This is a genomic window from Okeania sp. SIO1H4, from assembly GCF_010672695.1.
Taxonomy (GTDB): Bacteria; Cyanobacteriota; Cyanobacteriia; order Cyanobacteriales; family Microcoleaceae; genus Okeania; species Okeania hirsuta.
Genome location: NZ_JAAHGB010000018.1, coordinates 74,908 through 95,077, shown reverse-complemented (window position 1 = coordinate 95,077; position 20,170 = coordinate 74,908). Strand labels below are relative to the sequence as shown.

Sequence of the window (20,170 nt, the reverse complement as noted above, 5' to 3'; positions counted from 1 at the left end):
ATCAGCATTTCAGTACTCAGCGAATCAGCGCACTAAAAGCTTGGGTTTAAATGCCCGACTTCTAGCTTGTAGTGGAGGGGTCGCACATTCCCTTATAGAGAACCCATTTAGGATCTATTTAGGGTTTGCTGAAAAAGTCTTTAAGAAGTCTATTTTTTTTCCAAAATTAACAAATCTTCTTTAACAGATGAAGTCCGACCACACCAAGAACCATAAGATCTTTCTAGAACATTAAACCCTCGTTCATTTATCCACTTTAATAGTAAATTTTCCCTAAAACCAATCCCTCTCTCTGGTAAATCAATATCTTTAGTAAAACCATCTTCTATCTCATAAATAAGCTGTTGAGAACTTTTGCCTTTAGCTATTAACTGTTCTGATTCTGAGTTAATTAAAAAGCAAATTAATAAGCATCTCCCTCCAAGCTTCAAAACTCGATATATTTCATCAAGATAGTGCATAACTTCCAGACTTTGTAAATGAGTGAATAAATGAGACATACAGACACAATGAAAACTTTCATCAGGATAAGGAAAAGTAAAATTAATTGCTGATATTGTGCCAGTGGAGTTATACAAAGGATGATAAATATTATGCCAGTCAAAGTTAAAGTTAGGTTTGCGTGTTGTAATTTCCTTTTGTACTGAGGAAATCAATTTTTTTACCATATCAAAACCTTCGTAACGACCAGAAAGATGTAAATAATGAACTAAGGCATAAGCAACAGTACCAATATTACAACCAACATCCAGAATATGGTCTGTGTGTTGTAAACCTAATCTCTGAATTAAATCTCCTAGTAATTTGAAGGAAGTACGAATAAATTCACCGCTTCCATCAACATCAATTATTTTTATATCTTTCTCTTCAGGCAGTGGCAAAAGTGGTGTTAATACCTTTAATAAAATTAAACCCTCACCAAGCTTAAATTGAGGAGTTAAAGTAATTAATGAATACTTTAATTGGTTAATTTGCTGTTGATTTAAAAGTATTTTGAGACGGAATCTAGCATTATTTGCACTATCTAAATTAGGATGAACCTTTTCTACATCTGGACTGGGTATATTGAGAGTTTGTTCAAAAAAACTAAACACTTGATTACCAATAACAACTTTAAATCCTTCCACCATACCAGCATCAAGGGAGGCAACCCAACCAGATAAGTGCAACACTTGATTTTGAATGACTGCCCTGTCTATAGAACCCCAAGTAAGTAGAGGATTAATTTTTGTTGTTTTCTGGGTAATTTGTTGTTTTCCAGATGATAAATTTTTGAGATTTTCTTGAGTGTAGTATTGTATTTTTGATGTTTTTCTCCGGGTCTCCCGCAAACTTACTGCTTCTCTATAAAGTTCTATATCTTCGTCATTTATAGTTGATATTTTATCTACTATTTCTTGATTAGATAATACTTCTTCTAATAATAACTTGTACCCTGGATAGGGATTGGTATTTTGGGTTTCAAGTTTATATTCTGGCCAGTTTAGTATTAATTTTAGTTCATGTAAATCTTCAGGAAAAAATTCTTGAATCCCGACAAAGTCAAATTCTGTTAATTTTTGCTCTTGAACAAATTTTGATTTAATTACATTCTGCATCTCTGGTTTTTCGGCGAATTCTATAAATGTCAAATTAGACTCTTTGACCGGTGATAAATTTTGTTCATCACTTTCTAATAAAATTTGCCAAGTCTTCCAAAAAAAGTAAAAAGAGATTAATCTCTTGATTGGGTCTCTGAGCCAAATAATTTTTCTAAACTCTGGAAATTTATAATCATATTTACTACTAGTGAAATGACCATGAATTACTTTAACTTCTGGCTTGGGATTGATTAACATTTTATTACGTAAACGTCCCCTGTTTGGATAGTCAAAGAAAATTTCTTCTAGATTATATATTTGCCTCAAAACTTGTTTAAATGTTGTACCAGCAGTTTTTGGTACATGAATTGAAATAACTTTTGCCTTTGCTTCTTCTGGTCGGTGAGGTTGATTTATCTGACTCATTTTTTGGTTAAATATTGAAGAATAATATTGTGCTTAAATCTGGTTGATTTTAAGATTTTGATGCCTCAATTTTAACCTTAATTTTTTCTAATTTAGACTTGTATTTTTCTAAGGAAAACTGGTGGTTAAATAACTTTGATTTAAGTTCATTTTTTTTTTCTACAATTAACAAATCTTGATGAGTAAAAGATTTACGGCCACACCATGAACCATAATATTTGCCTACAATAGTTAAGCCATTTTCTTTTATCCAATCAATTAGTACAGATTCTTGAAAACCTAAAGTCTTTTCTGGGAGTTCTGGATCTAAACAAAAACCACCTTCTACTTCATATACTAAATTCTGAGAACTCTTGCCATCAGTAATTAACTTTTCAGATTCAGAATTAATTAAAAAACAGGCAAATAAACACTTTCCTCCAACTTTTAAAACTCGCTGAATTTGATGCAGATAATGACGCATATCGATACTAGACAAATGAGTAAAAAAATTACTAATACAAATCGCATCAAAACTTGCTTCTGGATAAGGCAATGTAAATTCTCTCATAGGCAAAGTTCCCTCAGTATTATAAATAGGATGATAAATATTGTGCCATTGAAAGTTAAAGTTGGGCTTTCTGGAAGTAATTTCTTGCTGTGCCCAATCAATTACTTTTTCTGAAAATTCAATACCTTCATAACGCCCTCTAGGTGTTAAGTAATAAGTCAAACCGTAGGCAATGTCACCTATTCCACAGCCTATATCAAGAATACTATCTGTAGGTTTGATACCTGTTCTTTGAATTAAATATCCTAACCACTTGAAAGGATTAGACTGAAAGTTCAAAAAACTATTTCTATTAACTCGATCTATGTATTCTTTAGTAGGAAGCATCAAAGAAGGATTAAAGACATTAACTAAAATACAACCCTCATATTCTTCCGAAATAGGGGTTAAAATAATTAGGAGGTTTTGATAGTTTTCTGCGTGTGTTTTATTCAGAGGTATTTCTAGATTAAATCTCGCTTTTGCTGCTCCTTTTAATCTAGGATGAGCTTTTTTTATTCTCGGACTTTCTATTCCTAGAGTTTGTTTAAAGTCTCTATATTCTTCTCCTCCAACCCAAACTTTAAACCCACTAATAGGAAGCATATTTAAAGAAACTATCCAACCTGTTAATTTTAGGTATCGATCCTCAATGACTACTTTACCTATATTGCCAATATTTAGTAATAAGTTAGACTTTTCTAAATAGGAAGAGACATTACTATTATTTTTAGTAATTATCCCTAATGATTTCTTGAGTTGAGGAATATATCTGTGAATAGTTAAATCTTCTACTTCATTAAATATCACATCTTTTGACTCAAAATGAGACCAAGGTCTTGGTTCATTTTTAGTTGCCCTACCTCGCATCATTTTTTTCATACTTTCTTCTTTTGAGCGAGTAGTATAATGATTTATTCTTAGTTTTTTGATAGAATGCGTTGATGAAAAAGGTCCCTTAATTGGTTGTTTATTTTCTGTTACTACCCGACCTTCAGAAAATACAAATTGATGAGGATTTAGAGGACGAATTGTTTTTTCTGGATGCAAAATACATTTGATATGTTTATTCGGACCAAAACTACTTTTGCTTCGTTTAATAAAGTTTTCTATTTGTAATCCTTGGGGCTTTTTTTCATGTCCTGATGTACCGAAATTTAGCCAGTTAACTCCTAGAGCTGATACATCTGAAAATTCATCTATTATATCTGTTATCTTCTCCGCTACTGTGGGAAATAAAAATTCATCTAAATCTATAAATGCTATCCATTCTGAGTCATATCTGTGATTCTTTAAGCAATGAGTATAAGCTGACATTTGCCCTGGTTTGTCCGGCCAATAATAATAAATTACTTCTCCATTGTGGATATAGAGTTGCAAAATATTTTGAGTGTTATCTGTGCTGTTGTTGTCATATAAATAAAACTTTTCTACACCAACTAATTTATGAAATTCTAACCATTCTTCTAGATAAGGACCTTCATCTTTCATAATTGCACAAATACTTAATTTGCACTTTTCTCCTTTTTTGTTAAGGGAATCACTTTCTACCTCTTCTATTAATTTATTTGCTCCCACAGATTGGTCAATAGTCTCAGTATTCTCGATCATATTTAACTCAATATTTGTAAGTTCTATTTTTTTTAATGCTGCTTTTAGTCTCGGAATAAAACGTTGAATAGTTAAATCTTCTACTTCATTGCGATCGTGAGCAGCCGTAAATGTCATTGTTCTTTTTTTGGGAATTGTGGCTCTGCCACGTCTAACTTTATTAATCATTTATTCTTTAGAATGGGTGATAACTCTCAAACCTTTGATCGAGCCAAGAGGTACAAGGCTTTTATCTTTTAGTATGACTTGTAATGTTAATTCTGATTCTTTTGGTAAACCCATTAATTCTATTTCTGTCGCAAAACCACTGGTTTTTGCCTGCGGAATTTGGGGATAAACCTTTGCTACACCAGAACGTTGCTGATTAATTGGTACTGTTTTAATTACTTGACCATTGCTGATAATTTCTATTGCTACTGCTGGAGAATTCTTACCAACCACCCACCCTGCTAATTTAATTGTATTTTGATTAAAAATCTCCCCTTGTTTTGGTCTATCTAAATAGTATCCATGTAATAGATTTGTATCTGGCTTTAAGATTTTCAAACTAGAAATTTTAACTAGCATATTTTCTGAGCGATCGGGAAGAGTATTTGTGCTAGAAGAATCAGGAGATTTGATTGATATAGGTTTATTAGGAGTTGATTTAATATTTTCTGAGGTAGTTTCCTGCTGTAGAGATTGGTATTTTTCCAAGCTAGTTTTAACCTGACTCAATTTAGATTGATATGCGGATTTAATGCTTTCAAAAATCTGCTCGTATGGCTCTCTTTTAAATAAAGTTCCCTGTAGTTCTACAAAATCTAAATACTCTAGCCGACTAATAGTTTCTAAAGAATTCCATTTGGGCTGAAAATCTTTCCGCCATTGATTCCAGACCACAGTTTGTCCATGGTCGGGGAAAGTTGCAAAACTGAACTGAGGAAAAAAATCATGGATAGCAGCAACAACCTTGAAGACATCTCCCATCCAAGCTCCTGGTTTCTCTTGAGAAATTCGCTTGAGCTTGACACAATTCTGAAGTGATGGTTGAGCTTGAGCATAACTTCCTGGACAAGTATCATCGATTAACCAAATAGTCTTTGCATGAGCTAAAGAAACAGAGGCACAAAAGTCACGAAAAGTTTGTTCAAAAGTATGCAGACCATCTATATAAATTAAATCGAATGACTCAAACCCTTTGGCATGATTTTTGAAGAATTCATCACTGGTTACTTCCAGGAAAACTATATTCTCAGTAGCATATTCTTTAGTTTTGAATTGGAACTTTGGATCGACTGCTACTTTATTTTTGATATTAATAGCGTTGAAAGTTACACCCTTAGCTACCCCTATTTCCAGATAGTTGGATGATTGATTAATTGTAGCAAGTTTATTAAGGCGATCGCTCCTTCTTTTTAATACCATGTTCTGATTATAATTTTTTAAATTTGAACTTTCCTTTTTTTGGTTTTTACGCACTTCTAAATACTCTTCTAAAATCTCTAAATACCTAGCAGATTTGAGATTTTTAAATTGAGTTTTTACATTTTCTATATATGTCAGAACATCTGATTTTTCTTGAGCCAAGAATTTTTCTTCATCCCAGTCTTTTACCAAGGCAAAATTATGGTTTCTCAGAGATTCAACGACTTCGTATGGATTTTTATTGATGGGCTTTTTTATGATGATTTTCTTGATACCACTTCCCAATCTTAAGATATTCTCAGCATTTCCAGCTACAATATAGTTGCGACATTTACTGTAGATATGTGGATAATAAAACTGATTGTTTGGTCTTCTGGCAATACAGGCAATGTCAGCGTCTAAATAGTTGAGAAACTCTAAGGAATAGATAGCGCTCCCTTCACTAAATATGATTTTTTTGGCACTCATTAAATAAGCAACCTGTTCTAACATAGAATAATTTTCTGGCTTCAAGGATATATAACCTTCATCAACCAATAAACTTTCCCAATACTTTTCCCCTCCAATATGCTCGCTTAAAGGTATATGATTTCTGCCCAAAAACAGCTTGATCTCTCCTTTCTCTTTTCTCAAGTGATGGGTAGCATCAAAAATCTTTTGCTGTAGCTTTTCTAAATAGGAACGATACCAGTTTTTAGGTCCTAATGTGAACTCACTACCTGGTTCGGGAACGATCAGATTTTCAAAAGCACAATCATTTGTCACCCAAATACACTTGGTCAGAGGTATTTCTAGAATCTCCAAAGCTTGAACAAACCATTGAGGAGGGGTATAGTTGGTATCATTGGTATTTCGTCGTGGCAACACAGCAAAAACAATACCATCATGGATGTTCGTATTGAATGCCCATAAACGATGAATACCTTCAGTTAAAGCGTGTCCAAAGTGTGGACTTATAGAACCTCCATAAATATATGTACCAGGATAGAATTTGCAATTATTAAAATTATTAATATAATCGTCAACTTGTATGAATACGTCTTGGTATTTCATATCTTTTTGGATTTTGGGACGTCGATGACGGAATATCCCCGGCATATCCTTAGGAAAGACAACACCTCCAACCCAATTCCTAGGTTCAAGTCTTAATATTGGTTTAACAATTGCATTTTGTATTTGAAAAAGACGATTTTCTTCTTTTGCTATTGACACATCAGCAATAACTACATTTTCCTCAAAAGTTGATTGATTTTTTCCTAAATATATTGCTTCTTGTAATGGCTTTTCCCACCAATAAGTATGTCGAGTATTACTAACTGTTTTTGTAAATTGCCAATCTTTTAACAAATCTTGAGCTTGTTGATACCTTTCTCTTTGTGCATCATCCAACATTAATATTCCACCTGGTTTTAAAAGTTTAATTGATGCTTCAAAACATTTAACTCGATCGCGACCATCAACAATAATTAGATCTAAAGATTCTGCAGGAAACTTTTCGCATATTGTATGATATGGTCTTGCTAATAGTTTCATCTCTACTGGATGGCAATTTTTCTGCTTCTGAATCCGATCTTTAACTTGGTTAAACCACATACCGTCATGCTCAATAGAAGTCAGATTTTTAGTTAACTTAGATAGCCATATAGTAGAACCTCCACTGCCAAATTCCAGCACTTTAGCATCAGGTTTTTGCTTCAAGAAATTTTCTAAAAATTTGATAGCTTCTTTTGTCAATAAAGGAGTAGCTTTAATGTTTAATGATTTAGTATTGTTAGTCCGCATACAACCTATTGGCATTCGAGTTTCATCAGTAAATACTGCTTGTATTAGCCAATTAAATTTGGGTCGTAATTTCTTGACTGGGAAGTCTATACTAAAACCAATTTCTTTGACTTGGGGTGCTTCTGGATAACGTTTAGCTATATCAGGGCGTAGCTGATTAACAGAGATCTTTTTCAATATGCTACTCAATTCCACTATTTCTATAGCAACTACAGGACTCTTTTTTCCTAATACCCATCCAGAAATATTAATGGTATTTTTATCGTTAGTGTTTTCCTGAATGTCTTCGATTTTATACCCCCAAAATAATTCATCATATATTGGGTGAGAGTCTGCATCATAATTTTCAACAACTATTGTTGATGATTGAACAAAAGAGTTAATTACATTCTCTTCAACTTCCTGAAAAGTTTGCCTTGATTTGGAAATTGATTTGGAATCTAGTTTTGACTTAATTTGCTCTAACTCAGACTGATAGTTATGTAATTTTTCTTTGACTTGAGACAGGGAGATATGTTGTTTTTGTTCTTTGTTACCATTCATTTACCAATTAAATTTTCTACCTAAATATTCTTCTAATTTTTGATTATAAGCTTGAAAGTATTCAGCAAGATTTGAGCGGTTTTTTGGAGCTATTGGCTGATAAGATAGTTCATTATATTTCTTTTTATTAGTTACTTGATAATTAGGCAACCCCAAAAATTCAAAGACTTATTTTAGTATGACATCTGGACGATCATAAAAATCTTCACTTTTCAGAATTAAGAACTGTTCTCTGGGAAAAATACTCATCCATTTTTCTAATTGTTCAATGTAAATACCTCTTTAAAATCAAATTCGATTTAGTGCAGGATGGCAGTAATAACTGACCAGTTACAAGATCCTAAAAGCCTTACTAACCAATACTTTTGAATGGGCGAATTTTGAATGCATGACTTCCGCGTAGCGGCACTAGGCCGAAATAATAAAACATAGCAACCTATAATATCTTAAGTTCGTCACCTGACGCGATAAGTAGTAGTCTCTAATGAAGACAAATATGAGTAACTCATTCCCCATAACTCCACAAACTGCAAACCAATATTTCCAAGCAGGCAACCAAGCTTTAGCACAGAAAAAAATAGACTCAGCGATCGCCCATATTCAAAAGGCCATCGAACTTCATCCCAACTTGGCCTTGTATTACCAAACTCTAGGGGATGTTCTGGTTCAAATAGAAAAATGGGAAGAAGCTGCTACAACTTACCAAAAAGCGATAGAACTAAAACCTACTTCCGCATTGTCTCATCATAATTTAGGGAAAGTCCTGGAAAAACAAGGTCGGTTAGATGAGGCGATCGCTTCTTTTTCCCAGGCCATTAAGATTAATCCTAATTTCTCAGAATTCTATATTAGTTTAGGAGCAGCTTTAGTCCAGAAAGGCTTACTCTACGAAGCGATCGCTCATTTCCAAAAGGCTATATCCCTAGAACCTGACTCTAGTATGGCTCATCAAAATTTAGGGGTAGCTTTGGAAAAACAAGGTCAGATAGAGGAAGGGATAATCTGTTATCGAAAAGCAATTGAAATTGACCCTGGTTTCTGGGAAGGGTATCAAAAGTTAGGAACGGCTTTAACAAAATTGGGAGACTTCCATCAAGCGGCCGAAATTTATGGAAAGGCTTGCCAAATAATTCCTAATTTTGCTACAGTTTATCATTATTGTGGGGAAGCCTTGGCAAAATTGCATCGGTGGGATGAGGCTATTGCTGCATATCAGAAAGCAATTGGTTTATTGGGCGAGGATAAAAGTACCGCTCCTACGGCAGTAGTCTATCACCAGTTTGGCTATGCTCTAACTCAACAGCAGAAGTGGGAAGAAGCTATCTCCGCTTATCGAAAAGCAACGGAACTTCAGCCTAACTCTCCAGAAGTTTATCACCATCTTGGTTATGCTCTGGCTCAACAGCAAAAGTGGGAAGAAGCAACGGCAGCTTACCGGAAAGTTACGGAACTCCAGCCGGACTCCCCAGAGGTTTATCATTATTTGGGATATGCTCTATCCAAACTCCAACAATGGGAGGAAGCAGTTGTCGCTTACCGTAGAGCTTCGGAACTTCAACCAAACTCTCCAGATGTTTATCATCAGCTAGGTCATGCTTTGATTCAATTAAAGCAGAATGACTGGGCAGTGGCAGTGCTGCGCCAAGCAATAGAACTTAATCCTAACTTAGCTGAAGCTTATGGAGACTTGGGCAAAGCTTTGAGTAATATTAAACAGTGGAATGAGGCGATCGCTTCTTTCCAAAAGGCTATCAAGCTTAATCCGAATTTAGCTGAGGTATATGGCTATTTAGGGGAAGTTTATGCTGCACAAAAACAGTGGGATAAGGCTATTATTAATTATCGTCGCGCCCTGGAGCTTAACCCGAAGTGGCCAGAAGTTCACTATAGTCTGGCTTTAGCTTTGGCGCAGCAACAAAAATTTGATGATGCTATTGTCAGTTATCGCCAAGCTATTGAGCTAGGTGTTAATACAGCAGAAATTCACCATAAGTTAGGTCATACTCTCAGTAAACTAAAACGGTGGGAAGAAGCAGTAGTTAGTTATGGTAGGGCAGTAGAAATTAATCCTAATTCGGCAGCAGTTTATCATGTCCTGGGAGAAAGTCTTGTCCAACTAGAAAGGTGGGATGAGGCGGTGGTAGCTTATACGAAAGCTAGGCAACTTAATCCTAAATCTGCCGATGTTGCATACCATATTGGGGAACTAATGTCAAAGTTAGGTCGATGGGATGAGGCAGTGACTGCTTATGCTAAAGCTGTGGAGTTAAGACCATTATCGGCAAAGTTTCATTTTCAGTTAGGGGAAGCTAAGACTAAAAAAAATCCATTAAGTGAAGCAATAAGTTGTTATCGTCGTGCTTTGGAAATAGATCCTCATTTTTCTAAGGCTAAGAAAAAATTAGAAGAAGTTTTGTCATTTCAAAATGTTTTGAGAACAGGGGAACTTGGCAGTCTTAGTTTGTTAGGAGAAACAGAATTTGAAGGTTGTCTTGATTATGCAACTATCGACTATGTTTCTGGTTGGGCAAGAAATAAAAAAGACCCTGACAAAGTTGTATTTCTGGATATTTTTGTTGGCAATAATTTAGTCGGAACCTTAGTCGCGAATAAATACCGTCAAGATTTAGCTGAAGCTTTTGGTACTCACGGATGTCATGCTTTTGCTCAAAAAATTCCTCCTTCTTTACATAGTAATGGGTTAGTTGAAGTTAGTGTCAAGATTACAGAAACAGGTCAACAACTGAAAAATTCTCCTCAACCATTAGTAGTCGGACCGAAAGGTAAAAAACATGAAGTTAATCTCAGTTTCGAGCAGGGAGAAATTAATAAACTTATTTATCGTGTTCAAGGAGTCAGGAGTCAGGAGTCAGGAGTCAGGAGTAAAGAATTTAAAAGTCAAAATTTAAAATTCCAAAGTGAAGCAGGAGTCAATTCTCAATTCAAAAGTCAAAATTCAAAATTCAAAAGTGCGGAAAAACCAAAAGTAGCAGTAATTATTTTGAGTTTGAATGGAGCGAAACTCTTAAGTGAATTATTTGCCTCCTTTGAGCTTTATAACAGCTATGAAAAATTAGAATTAATAGTAGTTGACCACGGTTCAACAGATAATACTATAGATGTCTGTACCCAATGGTCAGAAAAATTACCAATTAAAATTATTGCCAGAGGAGAAAATTATTCTTTTTCCAACTCCAACAATGTAGGAGTAGATGAAACAAAAGCTCCTTTACTGTTATTTATGAATAATGATATTACCCTCTGCCAAGATATAATTCCTCAGATGGTAGAGCTAATTCAACAAGATGAAAATCTAGGAATGGTAGGAGTCAAATTATTAGATATAGTTAGCGATCGCTCTTTAGCTTTTCCTCCTACTCAACATTTAGGAGTGCAGTTATATTTCCACAGTCAAAATGAACCTTTTTATCCTTTTGAAATTCGATATGCTCCGCAATTATTAAAAATACAATCTGCTCCTTGGAAAGTACCTGTTGTTACGGGAGCATTAATGATGTGTCGGCGGGAAGATTTTCAGAAAGTGGGAGGTTTTAACGAAGACTACTTTTATGGTTATGAGGACGTAGACTTATGTTTGACTATCCGACAAAAATTAGGCAAAGAAATTATCAGTGCTAATCATTTAACAGCTTTTCATAATCGTGGTTTTTCTCGATTTAATAAAGGGAAAGAATTTACCCAGAAAATATTGAAAAATCGCCCAATAATAGAAAAAAGATACGCCTATTATTTACGCAGGAAACATCTACAAGATTATTTTGACAAAGGAATTTATTGGACTGGTCATCCTTTAACTATTGGGTTTGCTGTAACAGAAGCAGATATGGCAGCTTCCGCAGGAGATTATTTTACAGCGGTGGAATTAGGAGAACAATTAGTTAAAGAATTTGGATGGGATATTTATTATATTTCTGAAGGAGAAGATTGGTATGATATGACGCGATTAGATGTAATTGTTGTTATGCGCCATGATTATGATTTAGAAAGAATAGAAAATGCTAAACCAAGTTTAGTAAAAGTTGCTTGGGCAAGAAATTGGTTTGAGATTTGGGCGTCTCAAAAATCAGCAGGAGATTATGATTGTTTCTGGTGTTCTTCTCAAAAATCAGCAGATTATATTCAGCAGAAATTATTTAAACCTGCAACGGTAGTTAGAATAGCAACTAATGAGGAAAGGTTTAAAGAATTTAGAAGTGAGGAAGAAGGAGTCAGGAGTCAGGAGTCAGGAGTCAGGAGTGAAGAAGAATTCAGAATTCAGAATTCAGAATTCAGAAGTGAGGAAGAAGGAGTCAGGAGTCAGGAGTCAGGAGTCAGGAGTGAAGAAAAAGTTAGAACTGAACTAAGTAATAAAGTTTCAGAAACAGGCAAAAGTAAAGTAGGGAAAAATTCAGAAGTAGAAATTTCACAAGATTCAGAAAAATCCTTTTCTGAACTAGGTAATAAAATTCCCGAAGTCGGGAAAAATTCGGAAGTAGCAATTTTCAATCAGTCAGAAAAAATAAATTCTGAACCAGAGAAAAATTCTGAATTAGGAATTTCAGAAGAGTCAGAAAAAATCTCATCTGAAGTAGGTAATAAATTTCCACAAGTAGGTGAAAGTCAAGTCGAGAAAATTTCGGAACTAGCAATTTCAGAAGAGTCAGAAAAAATCTCATCTGAAGTAGAGAAAAATTCAGAAGCAGCAAATTTCAACCAATCAGAAAAAGTCAATTCCAAACTAGACAATAAATATAAATCTGACTATTGCTTCACAGGAAGTTTCTGGAAATATCCACGAGATATTATGAATTTGTTGGAACCGGATAATTTACCCTTTGAATTTGCTTTGTATGGCTATAACTGGGAAAAATTTGAGAAGTTTAAAAAGTACAATCGCGGACCTCTCCCTTATACAGATATGCCCAAAGTCTATGCTTCCACAAAAATAGTAATTGATGATGCAAATTCCGTCACAAAACAATGGGGTTCCACAAATTCGCGGGTGTTTGATGCCATTATGTCAGGTGCTTTAGTTGTCACAAATGGAGAATTAGGAAATCAAGAATCTTTCGACGGACTATTGCCTACTTATAATTCTCGCGAATCTCTCGAAAATTTATTACGAGAGTACTTCACAAATGAGGAATTAAGATTAGCCAAAGTTGCAGAATTACAGAAAATAGTCACAGAAAAACACACTTATAAACATCGTGCCCATACAATATTTTCTGCTTTGCGCGAAAAAATGAGTAATAGTTTCCGCATTGGCATAAAAATCGGAGTTCCTGACTGGAAACAAGCGCAAGAATGGGGAGAATATCATTTTGCCTTAGCAATGAAACGGCAATTTGAAATATTAGGTCATTCCGTCAGAATTGATATTTTGCCAGAGTGGGAAAATCCTCAAATATTTGGAGATGATGTGGCAATTACGATTCGCGGTTTGAGTCGTTATCAACCAAAGTCTTATCATATTAATTTGATGTGGAATATTAGTCATCCAGATAAAGTTTCCCTACAAGAATATGAACAATATGACCGAGTATTTGTGGCATCCCATTCCTATGCTGAGGAGTTACAGAAAAAGGTAAAAGTTCCAGTACAAACTTTACTCCAATGTACAGATCCAAATTTGTTTTATCCTGACAAAGAAGGTTATGAAGAAATAGGAGAAATTTTGTTTGTGGGAAATTCTCGGAAAGTTTATCGCCAGATAGTAAAAGATGCGGTGAAAAGTGGTTTAAAGGTAGATGTTTATGGTACAAACTGGGGTAATTTGTTGCCCGATGGTTATTTAAAAGGAGAATATATTCCCAATGAAATTTTACGACGTTATTACAGTAAGTGTGGCGTATTATTAAATGACCATTGGGATACTATGCGAGAAAAAGGATTTATTTCCAATCGTTTATTCGATGCTGCTGCTTGTGGAGCAACAATAGTATCTGACAAAATTGCAGGTTTAGAAGAAGTATTTGGAAATAAAATTTCTACTTATAATTCTCAGGAAGATTTGCCAAAAGTAGTAGAAGATTCTTTGCAGCAAAAAAGTCAGAATAGAAGAGAAAAATTAGACTTAGCAAAATATGTAAGAGAGAATCATAGTTTTGAGAAAAGAGTTAGGGAAATGCTGGAGGCGATCGTCACTTTACATCAGAAAAAAATGCAAAGTCCTAATTAAATGCGAGTTTAAAGTAATGGTTGGGTTGATAAAAATAAATTGCCTACTTATAAAAGGTTTTAATTTTACCCACCCCAACAATTTTTTTAACGTTTAATTATACCTACCTACTTACTATAAATAAATTCCCATAAAACAAATATTCATAGTGCGAAAAACATGACAGCTATAACCATCAACTTTAACAATATCCTCAAACTTAACGACGACCAATTCTATCAACTATGTCGAGATAATCCCGAAATTAAATTTGAACGTAATATTAGAGGAGAAATAACAATTATGCCACCCACTGGAGGAGAAACAGGAGAATATAACGCCTCTCTTATTGCTGATTTTGTAATATGGAACCGTCAAACAAAACTAGGAAAAGTATTCGATTCCTCCACCTGTTTCAAACTTCCCAATAATTCCAATCGTTCTCCTGATATATCATGGATTCAATTAGAAAGATGGAATAAACTAACTCCCCAACAAAGAGAAAAATTTCCTCCTATCGCTCCAGATTTTGTATTAGAATTAATGTCACCTTCTGACACTTTAAAAGATATACAAAAAAAGATGCAAGAATATATGGATGGGGGAGTAAAATTAGGTTGGCTAATTGATAAGAAAAATCGTCGTGTGGAAATTTATCGCCAAGGAAAAGAATTAGAAATATTAGACTCTCCCCCAAGTTTGTCAGGGGAAGATGTATTACCTAGTTTTCTTTTAGATATAGAGTTATAATTATCAGCTTTTCCAATATATATCAAGAAAAAATTTATGAATATATCAACCAAAAATCATACCTCTCGTAATAGCCCAAATCATCCCAATGGCATTAAAAAAGTTCAAGTGGGTTGTGGACCCCATAATATCATGGCTGATTGGTGGAATGTGGATATTCGCCCCTTTCCTGGTATTGACCAAGTGATGGATGTGACTAAACCTTGGCCTTTTAATAGCTTGGAATATGTCTACGGGGAACATTTTCTTGAACATCTAAGTCTCGAAGGAGCGATCGCTTTCCTAAATAACGTTTGGAAAAGTCTTAAACCTGGTGGAATAATTCGACTTTCTACTCCTTCTCTAGAGTGGGTACTTTCTACTCATTTTAATTTGTCAGAAACTAATCCACAAAAACGGATTGATTCTACATTTTCTATGAATCGTGCTTTTCATGGATGGGGTCATCAGTTTCTTTATTCCCAAGATTTTTTACAATCTTTACTTGATAATTTAGGATGGCAAAAAGTCGTATTTTGTGAATATGGTAAAAGTGAACATTCAACTTTGAAAGGTATCGAACGTCATGGAAATTATCGAGTTGATAATGGGTATCCTAACGTTTGGATTGTGGAAGGTACGCGGGGAGAAGATCGTTCAGAGTCTAGTGTTTTGTCTTATCAAAAATTACTCGATAAGTCTTATGTGAGTTATGTTAGGTCTGGTCATTAAGTTAATTTAAATTAGAGATTTTTCTATTTAATTGCTAAAGCTGTAGCATAATGATTTTCACCCAATTCCGAACACAAATCATCTATAAGCATTAAAAAGTCTAACAGATGTTTATCTTTTGATTCATCAAAATTATGGAGAATATCAGACAATGCTAGATGGTAAACTACCCCACCAGTGAAGGTGATTTCAGCTTGGGGAAAATATTTTTTTATAGAGTCAATAATTCTTTCCGAGTCTGCTGCTTCTGAAGGGTCAATTTGAATCATACGTTCCACACTATTTCGGGTCAGAGTTTTTGGCAGTAACTGACTAGGGTTTTTGGGATTAGCTAAATATTTTTCTGGTAGAATACTTCTGACTTTAGAAGCAACTTCTAACATTTTATCTGACCACTGCATCCTGTTTGGACCTACATAATCATCCATATAAAATATTCCCCCTTTTTGGAGAACTTCATAACTCCATTTAATCGCTGCTTCTACATCTAACATATGGTGGAGAGAATTATTCCAGTGAACAAAATCAAAACAGTCTTTTTCTCTAATAATTTCTAAAGCATCACCTTCAATAAAAGTTACTTTATTTTCCACACCAAACCTAGTTGCTAATCTCCTTCCTTGCTCAATTCTAACTTTAGAAACCTCGTAAAGTTGAAATGAAGAAACCAAACCTTGACTAACTAAAGTAATTTCTTTTTGTCCGTTGCCACATCCTACAGATATACCACGAGAAAAAGGATAGCGATCGCCTGCAATTTCTTTAGCTTTCTGGGTAATACCTTGAGAAAACCCATCCAGTGGGAGACCTGTAATTTTTTTGTTTATGTGTTTAATTATATTTGGACTTTGCCACCATCTTAAACGTAAATTTTGGGCTTGCTGACTTTTTTTTGTCACGTCAGACCAATGAGATGCTACTTTTTTTTGTTCTTCATTTTTGTGATTTTCCATCGTTAGTTTTATCCTTAATTAATATTCAATTCAGATTTGAAATTTTTTTAATAGACTGGATAGGTTTTTTAATAAACTTTATCCTTGACGTAAGGGTGATATAGTATTATACTTTACATTCTCATGTTCGTTAGCTGGTATTAGTTTATCTATATTAATAGGTCAATAAGGAAATATTTGTGGTATTTTATTAGGAAAGATAAAACCTCTGGCCTAATAACTATTTTTTTGACAAAGTTCCTGGATAATTATTATGTTAGTTATCTTATTTATTTATAGTTATTAATTAATACTTTTATCGATTTTTATTCAATTGAATTATTCTCATTATATTATTAACTTTTAACTCAATTAAATATGTCACAACAAAAAAAATATGCAGATAATTTAAAAAAAATGAGACTAGAATTAGATCGAATGCAATTTAGAGTAGCTCAGATTAAAACTGAATTACATGAATTTCAGTCTCAGTCTCATTTAGTACAAAAGCAAAGTATACAAAATAAGTCTAAAATAGCTCCTAACAACTCAAATTATGAAGTCATACAAAATAAACCTTTAGCAACTAATGGATTTTTGGAAAAAGTAGTTGTTAGAAATCAAGTATTGTACCTAGAAGGATGGGTAGTTTCATTTGATGAAGGTTTAGCTGATGGCTTCAAGGTGTCTATCTCAGGTCAAGAAAAACATAATTTTGAACTAGAGTTAGAATTACCTAGTCCTCATCATATTAAACAAGCATTTCCCCAGTTAAAGAATATTGAGAAGGCAGGATTTTGTATCAAATTACCATTCAGCTCTAAACATCAGAATTGGCAAGATACTCTGATTATATTGACACCTTTATTTAGGGGGCGTGAAGGACTTATTTTAGTAAATTTACCTCAATCTTCTATACCTATCCCAAGTACAGATTATCTCAAGTGGACTGGTGGTGGTGGAGAACATGGGGCATTTTTGAGAAACTCTTTTGCTTTTCTAAGTTATTTTATCCAATTAGCAGGATTAAAACAAACAGACCGCGTTCTAGAAGTTGGATGTGGTTTAGGAAGAATGGCTTATGGTCTAGCTCACTACTTAAAGCCTCCAGGTAGTTATGAAGGTTTCGAGATTATGGCTAGGTTTATTAAGTGGCCTCAACAAGAAATATCAACACGCTGTCCTCATTTTAATTTCCGTTTGGTTAATATTTATAACCATCACTATAACCCTGGTGGAAATGTAAAAGCAAAAGATTTTGTTTTTCCTTATGAAGATCAAAGCTTTAATTTCGTCTTTTTGACCTCTGTATTTACTCATATGCAAACTGAGGAAGTGCGTCATTATTTAGAGGAAATATATAGAGCATTGAAGTGGGGTGGTAAGTGCTTGTGTAGCTGCTTTTTACTTAATGATAAATCAGAACAATTGATCACTGAAGGAAAAAGTGGATTTCAATTTGTACATGAGTTGAATGAATGTTTTACAACTAACCCTAGTAACCCAGAAGCTGCTATTGCTTTCAAGGAATATTTGTTACTAAAATGGATATCAGAATCTGGCTTTGCTGTTATCAGTAAATACTATGGATCATGGTGTGGTCGAGATAAGTATACCAGTGGTCAAGATATCTTAATTATTGAAAAAAAGGATAGAATAGATAAGAATATTTGAAAATGGAACGCGAAACAGCAAAGATTTATTTAAAAGAAGAGAATAAACTCAAGTGTCTGGGAAAATTAAAAGAGGCGATCGCTTCCTACCGCCAAGCTATAAAAATTAATCCCTAATAGAAAAAATACTGATAAATTTAGACCAGGAGATTTAGATTTAGGTGATGTCAAGCTCAGAAGAAAAATACTCCCGTCTTAAACAAATTAAGATGGAATTAAAAGAATGGCAAGAAAGACTCAAGCAGATCGAACTAGCTGTGGAGCGATCGCATTCTTCTATTCATAACTACTGGAAATATCTGTTTGTCTGTGGTTGCGCTCGTTCTGGGACTACAGCAATAACGAAACTTTTAAATGCTCACCCTCTAATTGCTATTGGAGTTGAAAGGTATAAGCATTGTGCAAAGCAAGATCTAATTCACAAACTTAGTCCTGCTTTATTTAAACTATCCGTATTTTTTGATATTAGAGAAGAGCAAACTAATATAAATCCTCAGCATCAAGCTTGGGAAAATCATTAGAAATATTTTGATGAAGAATTGAAAGAATAGTTTAATAATAATCAAACTATTCTTGGTGATAAATTTCCACATTACTATGAATTTTATCAAGAAATAGATCAGCGATTCGCATCGGCAGGAGTAAAGTTTATTTTTATGCTAAGAGATATTAAAGATGTTGCTTTATCTGATGATGCTAGAGCAAGAAATAAACATGATATGGGTTGGTCTAGAAATCGAAACTATAAGTCCGCTGTTTCAGATTGGAATCAGTCGCTCCTGAATACCTGGAACTATCTAGAAAGTAATAAGCGAAACAACTTATTTGTATGTGAATATAAAAAATTATTCTCCGGCAACGATAATTACTTTTATTTTTTGCTTAATTTTCTAGAAATTGAGGAAAATAAAAATATGTATATATATTACAAGTCAATAACAAAAGATTGGGACAGGTTTAAGCAAAGAGAAAAAATTATAGACAAAGATAAGTTAGCGTATATAGAAGAAAATAGTAACTACTTTTTAAGAGATAAAATACTTCAAATCACAGCTCATTTAATTGAATAATCAAAACAGATTTTTTTCCATTAGTATCTATGTTATAACTGTAAAATTTTGCTTATTTAATAGCAATTGCAGTTGCATAATGAGTTTCACCTAATTCCGAACACAAATCATCTATAAGCATTAAAAAGTCTAACAAATATTTATCTTTTGATTCATCAAAATTATGGAGAATATCAGACAAAGCTAAATGGTAAACTACCCCACCAGTAATAGTTATTTCAGCTTGAGGAAAATACTTTTTTATACTATCAATAATTCTCTCTGAATCTGCTGCCTCTGAAGGATCGATTTGAATCATACGTTCGATACTATTTCTAGTCAGAGTTTTTGGCAGTAACTGACTGGGGTTTCTGGGATTAGCTAAATATTTTTCTGGTAAAATACTTCTAACTTGAGAAGCAACTTCTAACATTTTATCAGACAACTGCATTCTATTAGGACCCACATAATCATCCATATAAAACATCCCCCCTTTTTGGAGAACTTCATAACTCCATTTAATCGCTACTTCTACGTCTAACATATGGTGAAGAGAGTTGTTCCAGTGAACAAAATCAAAACATTCTTTTTCTCTAATAATTTCTAAAGCATCACCTTGAATAAAAGTTACTTTGTTTTCTACACCAAACCTAGCTGCTAGTCTCCTACCTTGCTCAATTCTAACTTTAGAAACCTCGTAAAGTTGAAATGAAGAAACTAAACCTTGACAAACTAAAGTAATTTCTTTTTGCCCGTTTCCACACCCTACAGATATGCCACAAGAAAAAGGATAGCGATCGCCTGCCATTTCTTTAGGTCTCTGGGTAATACCTTGAGACAACCCATCCAGTGTGAGACCTGTAATTTTTTTGTTTATGTACCTAACTATATATGGACTTTGCCACCATCTCAACCGCAAGTGTTGGCTTTTTTTGTTTTTTTGAACAATATCAAACCAATAAGATGCTACTTTTTTTTGTTGTTCATTCTTGCTGTTTTCCATCCTTGGTTTTATCC

Annotated in this window: 13 protein-coding genes; 7 read left to right on the top strand and 6 right to left on the bottom strand. The window is 34.0% G+C overall.

Translation table 11 applies throughout. The features are described 5' to 3' along the window. Nucleotides 1-149: 149 nt before the first annotated feature. The 4 genes from F6K06_RS15245 to F6K06_RS15230 are packed head-to-tail and all read right to left on the bottom strand — an operon-like array spanning nucleotide 150 to nucleotide 8,034. A complete protein-coding gene (locus F6K06_RS15245) occupies nucleotides 150-2,006 on the bottom strand; it encodes a sulfotransferase family 2 domain-containing protein (protein WP_287241959.1) in 1,857 nt (618 codons plus the stop codon). Between the two features lie 49 nt (nucleotides 2,007-2,055). Then, complete coding sequence (locus F6K06_RS15240; RefSeq protein WP_287241956.1) at nucleotides 2,056-4,314, bottom strand: glycosyltransferase family 92 protein; 2,259 nt, start codon at nucleotides 4,312-4,314, stop codon at nucleotides 2,056-2,058. Next, the gene (locus F6K06_RS15235; RefSeq protein WP_287241953.1) at nucleotides 4,315-7,878 is read right to left on the bottom strand and encodes a class I SAM-dependent methyltransferase; all 3,564 of its coding nucleotides are present in this window, start codon (nucleotides 7,876-7,878) and stop codon (nucleotides 4,315-4,317) included. Continuing rightward, on the bottom strand, nucleotides 7,879-8,034 hold the full coding sequence (locus F6K06_RS15230) for a hypothetical protein (RefSeq protein WP_287308842.1): 156 nt from the start codon (nucleotides 8,032-8,034) through the stop codon (nucleotides 7,879-7,881). 340 nt (nucleotides 8,035-8,374) lie between these two features. Here F6K06_RS15230 and F6K06_RS15225 point away from each other — a divergent pair, with 340 nt between their 5' ends. The 3 genes from F6K06_RS15225 to F6K06_RS15215 all read left to right on the top strand — a co-directional run bounded on the left by F6K06_RS15225 (nucleotide 8,375) and on the right by F6K06_RS15215 (nucleotide 15,499). Further along, nucleotides 8,375-14,059, top strand: a complete 5,685-nt coding sequence (locus tag F6K06_RS15225) for a tetratricopeptide repeat protein (protein WP_287241951.1) — start codon at nucleotides 8,375-8,377, stop codon at nucleotides 14,057-14,059. 159 nt (nucleotides 14,060-14,218) lie between these two features. Beyond that, nucleotides 14,219-14,788 (top strand): Uma2 family endonuclease, encoded by a 570-nt coding sequence (locus tag F6K06_RS15220; RefSeq protein ID WP_287241949.1) that lies wholly within the window; start codon nucleotides 14,219-14,221, stop codon nucleotides 14,786-14,788. Nucleotides 14,789-14,824: 36 nt separating this feature from the next. After that, nucleotides 14,825-15,499, top strand: coding sequence for a hypothetical protein (locus F6K06_RS15215; protein ID WP_124143411.1), 675 nt, complete (start codon nucleotides 14,825-14,827; stop codon nucleotides 15,497-15,499). Between the two features lie 23 nt (nucleotides 15,500-15,522). Here F6K06_RS15215 and F6K06_RS15210 read toward each other — a convergent pair whose 3' ends face one another. After that, nucleotides 15,523-16,452, bottom strand: a complete 930-nt coding sequence (locus F6K06_RS15210) for a class I SAM-dependent methyltransferase (RefSeq protein WP_287241945.1) — start codon at nucleotides 16,450-16,452, stop codon at nucleotides 15,523-15,525. A 357-nt stretch (nucleotides 16,453-16,809) separates the two neighbouring features. Here F6K06_RS15210 and F6K06_RS15205 point away from each other — a divergent pair, with 357 nt between their 5' ends. The 4 genes from F6K06_RS15205 to F6K06_RS15190 all read left to right on the top strand — a co-directional run bounded on the left by F6K06_RS15205 (nucleotide 16,810) and on the right by F6K06_RS15190 (nucleotide 19,174). Further along, nucleotides 16,810-18,105, top strand: coding sequence for a class I SAM-dependent methyltransferase (locus tag F6K06_RS15205; RefSeq protein ID WP_287308841.1), 1,296 nt, complete (start codon nucleotides 16,810-16,812; stop codon nucleotides 18,103-18,105). Nucleotides 18,106-18,107: 2 nt separating this feature from the next. Beyond that, nucleotides 18,108-18,221, top strand: coding sequence for a tetratricopeptide repeat protein (locus F6K06_RS15200; RefSeq protein ID WP_287241941.1), 114 nt, complete (start codon nucleotides 18,108-18,110; stop codon nucleotides 18,219-18,221). A 47-nt stretch (nucleotides 18,222-18,268) separates the two neighbouring features. Then, nucleotides 18,269-18,625: a hypothetical protein gene (locus tag F6K06_RS15195; protein WP_287241939.1), complete on the top strand. Its 357-nt coding sequence runs from the start codon at nucleotides 18,269-18,271 to the stop codon at nucleotides 18,623-18,625. 135 nt (nucleotides 18,626-18,760) lie between these two features. Further along, complete coding sequence (locus tag F6K06_RS15190) at nucleotides 18,761-19,174, top strand: hypothetical protein (RefSeq protein WP_287241936.1); 414 nt, start codon at nucleotides 18,761-18,763, stop codon at nucleotides 19,172-19,174. A 52-nt stretch (nucleotides 19,175-19,226) separates the two neighbouring features. On the opposite strand, the gene F6K06_RS15185 is transcribed toward F6K06_RS15190, so the two are convergent. Next, nucleotides 19,227-20,156: a class I SAM-dependent methyltransferase gene (locus F6K06_RS15185; RefSeq protein ID WP_287241933.1), complete on the bottom strand. Its 930-nt coding sequence runs from the start codon at nucleotides 20,154-20,156 to the stop codon at nucleotides 19,227-19,229. Nucleotides 20,157-20,170: the final 14 nt, after the last annotated feature.